At 68.5% G+C, this 4,969-nt stretch carries 5 protein-coding genes; 3 read left to right on the forward strand and 2 right to left on the reverse strand.

Features of this window, described 5'->3' with window-relative positions; all coding sequences use genetic code 11:
- Nucleotides 1-762: RNA polymerase subunit sigma-70 (locus G6021_RS00705; protein ID WP_347238891.1), on the reverse strand; the 762-nt coding region annotated here is incomplete at its 3' end.
- Between the two features lie 97 nt (nucleotides 763-859).
- On the opposite strand from G6021_RS00705, the gene G6021_RS00710 reads away from it, so the two are divergent.
- Both G6021_RS00710 and G6021_RS00715 read left to right on the forward strand, forming a co-directional pair.
- A complete protein-coding gene (locus tag G6021_RS00710; protein WP_095718239.1) occupies nucleotides 860-1,147 on the forward strand; it encodes an SHOCT domain-containing protein in 288 nt (95 codons plus the stop codon).
- Nucleotides 1,140-2,669, forward strand: coding sequence for a multicopper oxidase family protein (locus tag G6021_RS00715; RefSeq protein WP_095718238.1), 1,530 nt, complete (start codon nucleotides 1,140-1,142; stop codon nucleotides 2,667-2,669). Before G6021_RS00710 ends, G6021_RS00715 begins: the two co-directional genes overlap by 8 nt.
- Nucleotides 2,670-2,727: 58 nt before the next feature.
- On the opposite strand, the gene G6021_RS17005 is transcribed toward G6021_RS00715, so the two are convergent.
- Nucleotides 2,728-2,901, reverse strand: coding sequence for a hypothetical protein (locus G6021_RS17005; RefSeq protein WP_241732177.1), 174 nt, complete (start codon nucleotides 2,899-2,901; stop codon nucleotides 2,728-2,730).
- A 15-nt stretch (nucleotides 2,902-2,916) separates the two neighbouring features.
- On the opposite strand from G6021_RS17005, the gene G6021_RS00720 reads away from it, so the two are divergent.
- Nucleotides 2,917-4,887 carry a copper-translocating P-type ATPase gene (locus tag G6021_RS00720; RefSeq protein WP_241730667.1) on the forward strand — a complete coding sequence of 657 codons (1,971 nt, stop codon included), beginning with the start codon at nucleotides 2,917-2,919 and terminating at the stop codon, nucleotides 4,885-4,887.
- The last annotated feature ends 82 nt before the right edge of the window (nucleotides 4,888-4,969 follow it).

Below are 4,969 nucleotides of genomic sequence, written 5' to 3' on the forward strand. Positions count from 1 at the left end.
GCCATTACTGACCCATGCTCCTAGGCGGTCGACGTCGTAGGCCTCGAAGGCGGCGACGTACTTCTCGAGAAGCCGGGTGTCGTAGGCGGGGGCGTCGTCCGCGGTGTCGGTTGGGAGAGTGGCCCCGTGCTGGGCCATGGTCTTGCGCGCCCGGGCGAGTGCGGAGTTGACCGAGGCCACGGACATGTCGAGGAGGTCCGCGCACTCCGCCGCCGAGAGCACCAGGACATCGCGGAGGATCAGCACGACCCGCTGCCGGGGTGGCAGGAACTGCAGCGCGGCGACAAAGGCGAGCCGGACCGATTCGCGGGCGAGGGCGGTGGCGGACGGGTCGACGCCGAGATGGGCGTCGCTCGCCGGGCCGATCCACATCTGCTCGGGCATGGTGGCCAGCGACGTGGGGTCGTCTGGGACGCGGCCGGGCTCGTTGAGGTCCACCGGAAGGCTGCGTCGCTGCGGCGCGCGAGCCATGTCCAGGCAGACGTGGGTGGCGATGGAATACAGCCACGTACGCAGCGACGAGCGGCCGCCGAATTCGGCGCCATCCCGCGCCCTCCACGCACGCAGCATCGTCTCCTGCGTTGCGTCTTCGGCCTCCGCGATACAGCCGAAGTAGCGGTAGCAGTAGCCGAGGATCTCGCGGCGGTAGGTCTCCGCCTCGGTCGTGTTCACGCGGTCATTGTCCGCCTGGGGTGCGGAATTGTGGTGTGGTTCGGCGGCCGGGCGGCAGGTTCCGGGGGACAGTGTCCACCGCCGATGCAGCGGCCGGCCTTCTTGATCAAAACTTCACGCGACCTCTACCTGAACTGGTGCGTGCACGCGCGATGCTGATGTCACCAACCGAAGGACGGTGACGACCATGATGGGCTGGTCGGGTCAGCTGAGTGCCACCGGGTGGATCATCATGGCGGTGTGCATGCTCGTGTTTTGGGCGGCAGTGCTGTCCATGCTGGCCATGATGTTCCGTAATGACCGTTCCGGGGGGCACGGACGCACCGCGCCGGAGGCCGATCCGCTTCGAGTGCTCGAAGTGCGTTTCGCCCGCGGAGAGATCGGCTCCGACGAGTTCGTGGCCCGCCGAGAGGAGCTGACGCGCTCCGGCAACTCCGTACCGACGAAACCCGAGCACGGGCGGCCCCGTGTCTGAGCTGACCCGCCGGTCCTTCCTCCTCGGTTCAGCCCTCGCCGGGGCCGGGGCGCTCGTCGCCTGTTCCGGAGCGGGCCCGCCGACCGGTACCCCCGTGCAGCCCTTGTCGGACGCTGTCCGTCGTGCCGAGCTGGCGCGCCGCAGCGCGGGCCAACGGGTGGTCTCAGCGCGGTTGACGCCGCGTCCGGTCGACGTGGATCTCGGTGGACGCGTCGTCTCCACCTGGGGCTACGACCCTAGCCTGCCCGGGCCGCTACTGCGTGCCCGTGTCGGGGATCTGCTCAAGGTGGAGGTGGACAACCAGCTGCCGGCGGAAACCAGCGTGCACTGGCACGGACTGGCACTGAGCAACGACATGGACGGGGCACCCGGCCTGACTCAGGACCCCATCGCCCCCGGCGGTCGGTTCGCTTACGAGTTCACCGTCCCGCACGCGGGCACGTACTTCTATCATTCGCACTCCGGGCTCCAACTCGACCGCGGACTCTACGGGCCCCTGATCGTCGACGACCCGAACGAGCCCGGTGACCATGAGCACGAGTGGATCGTGGTGCTCGACGACTGGCTCGACGGCACCGGTCGCACCCCCGACGATGTTGCCCGCGACCTGGGCATCGGTGACGCCGCAGGTATGGGCAGCGGATCTGGGATGGGAAGAATGGGCGCGATGGACCACGGCGGCATGAGAGGTATGGGCGCCACGGACACGGGTTCCGAGACGATGCTCTCGCCGATGCTCGGCGGCGCCGGGGACGTGAGCTATCCGCTCTACCTGGTCAGTGGGCGGGTCCCGGAGGACCCGATGGTGTTCAACGCGACACCCGGGGAGCGAGCGCGTATCCGCCTCATCAACGCCGGTGCTGATACCGCCTTCCGCGTGGCCCTGGGCGGGCACCGGATGACCATCACCCACACCGACGGCTTCCCGGTCGTGCCGCAGGATACCGATGCACTGATGGTCGGGATGGGCGAGCGGTTCGATGTGCTCGTCACCCTCGGCGACGGCGTCTTCCCGTTGTTCGCGCAGGCCGAGGGCAAGACCGGTCACGGGCAGGCACTGGTGCGCACCGCTGCGGGCGACCTGCCTACCCGGTCCCGACCCGACGAGCTGGACCGGCAGGTGCTGTTCGGCACCGATCTGGCGCCTCGCGCGGACGTCCGACTGGAAGAGAAGGGGCACGATGTTTACCACAGTCTGGACATGGGCGGGACCATGTCGCCGTACAGGTGGACCCTGAACGGCCGCGCTCACCCCGACATCACGTCGTTGGACGTCAACGAAGGGCAACGGGTTCGTATGCGGATGCGCAACATGTCGGACATGTTCCACCCCATGCACCTGCACGGACACACCTTCGCTCTGCCCGATACCGGGCTGCGCAAGGACACCGTCACGATCAGACCGATGCGCACCGTGGAGATCGAATTCGATGCCGACAACCCCGGCCAGTGGGCGCTTCACTGCCACAACGCCTATCACCAGGAGGCCGGGATGATGACCACCCTGTCCTACCTGGCCTAGTGAACACCCTGAAACACCCAAGACAGCCGAACCCCTGAGCCCCGCCACTCCCAGGAGGCTATTGATGTCGCATCCGGAACACGGACCCGCGCAACCGAACCCGGCGCCGACCAGACACGGCCACGGCGCCGAGGTTCACAGCCCGCCCCCCGCCGAGCACGGCGAGCACGTCGCCCATGTCGGGCCGGGCGGGCACGGCGAGGACGGGGGCCACGATCGACACGCTGGGCACGGGGCACACGGGGAGATGTTCCGCCGTCGCTTCTGGGCGTCGCTGGTGCTGGCGATCCCGGTGGTGTACTTCAGCCACATGGTCGCCGATCTGCTCGGCTACACCATGCCGAATTTCCCCGGCGCCATGTGGATCGCCCCGGTGCTGGGCACGGTGATCTTCCTCTACGGCGGCACCCCGTTCCTCACGGGCGGCTGGGCCGAACTCCGCTCGCGCCGCCCGGGGATGATGCTGCTGATCTCCATGGCGATCACTGTCGCCTTTGTCGCCTCCTGGATCACCACCTTGGGCCTCGGCGGGTTCGAGCTGGACTTCTGGTGGGAACTGGCGCTGCTTATCGTGATCATGCTGCTCGGGCACTGGCTCGAGATGCGCGCGCTCGGCTCGGCCTCGGGAGCCCTCGATGCGCTGGCGGCCATGCTGCCGGACTCGGCGGAGAAGATCACGGATTCCGGGACTGTCGCAGTTCCGCTTCCGGACCTCGAGTTGGGGGACCTGGTGCTCGTGCGCGCAGGAGCGCGGGTGCCCGCCGACGGCACGGTCACCGACGGCCGTGCCGAAGTCGATGAATCGATGATCACCGGCGAATCCAAGACGGTCACCAGAGAAGCCGGCGACACCGTGGTCGCCGGAAGCGTTGCGACGGACAGCGCGCTGAGGGTTCGGATCACCGCGGTGGGCGAGAGCACGGCTCTGGCCGGCATCCAGCGGATGGTCGCCGACGCCCAGGCCTCCTCGTCCCGAGCGCAAGCTCTGGCAGACAAGGCCGCGGCGTTCCTGTTCTATTTCGCCACGGTCGTGGGCATCCTCACGTTTGCGGTCTGGGCGTTGCTCGGCAACGTCGACGAGGCCGTGGTGCGCACGGTGACCGTGCTCGTGATCGCCTGTCCCCACGCGCTGGGGTTGGCTATTCCACTTGTGATCGCGATCTCCACCGAACGAGCGGCCAGGTCCGGGGTGTTGGTCAAGGACCGGCTCTCGCTCGAACGCATGCGCACCGTCGATGTGGTCCTGTTCGACAAGACCGGCACCTTGACCGAGGGCCAGCACCGGGTCACGGGAGTCACCGCCGCGCGCGGGGTCACCGGGGAGCGGGTGTTGGCGTTGGCGGCGGCGGTCGAGGCCGACAGTGAACACCCCGTCGCCCGGGCTATCGTCGCGGCGGCCGATGACCGGGTGCCGGCCGGCGAGCGGATCGCCGCCACCGATTTCCGGTCCCTGCCAGGCCGTGGGGTCCGCGCCCGTGTCGATGGCACCGAGGCCAGCGTCGGCGGTCCCGCCATGCTCAACGAACTGGGGTTGTCGATTCCCACCGACGTCGCGGAGGTGACCGAGCAGTGGGTGTCGCGCGGGGCGTCGGTGTTGCACGTCGCCGAAGGTGACCGGATCCTGGGGGCCGTCGCGCTCGAGGACGCCGTGCGGGAGGAGTCCCGGCAGGCGATCGACGCCCTGCACGCCCGTGGGGTCTCGGTCGCCATGATCACCGGCGACGCCCAGCAGGTCGCGGACGCCGTGGCCACGGACCTCGGGATTGACGAGGTGTTCGCCGAGGTGCTTCCCGAGCACAAGGACGCCAAGGTCACCGAGCTCCAGAAGCGCGGGCACAGGGTGGCGATGGTCGGCGACGGGGTCAATGACGCCCCCGCCTTGGCTCGCGCTGATGTGGGCGTGGCGATCGGTGCCGGGACCGATGTGGCCATCGAATCCGCCGGGGTGGTGCTCGCCGCGAACGACCCGCGGGCGGTCCTGTCTATCATCGACCTCTCCCATGCCAGCTACGGCAAAATGTGGCAGAACCTGGTGTGGGCAACGGGGTACAACGTCATCGCTGTGCCGTTGGCCGCCGGGGTTCTGGCCTTTGTCGGCGTGGCGATTTCCCCCGCGGTCGCGGCGATCCTCATGTCTGTCTCGACCATCGTGGTGGCGCTCAACGCCCAGCTGTTGCGCCGCCTCGACCTCGACCCGGCACGATTGGCCCGCACATGACCACGGTGTGACCGATCTGGTCGCTCATGTCGAGAACCCGGATCCGGTTCCGTCCCCCTAGGAGACTGCTGAACAAGCTGTG

It is taken from the genome of Dietzia sp. CW19 (genome assembly GCF_014145265.1).
GTDB lineage: Bacteria > Actinomycetota > Actinomycetes > Mycobacteriales > Mycobacteriaceae > Dietzia > Dietzia natronolimnaea.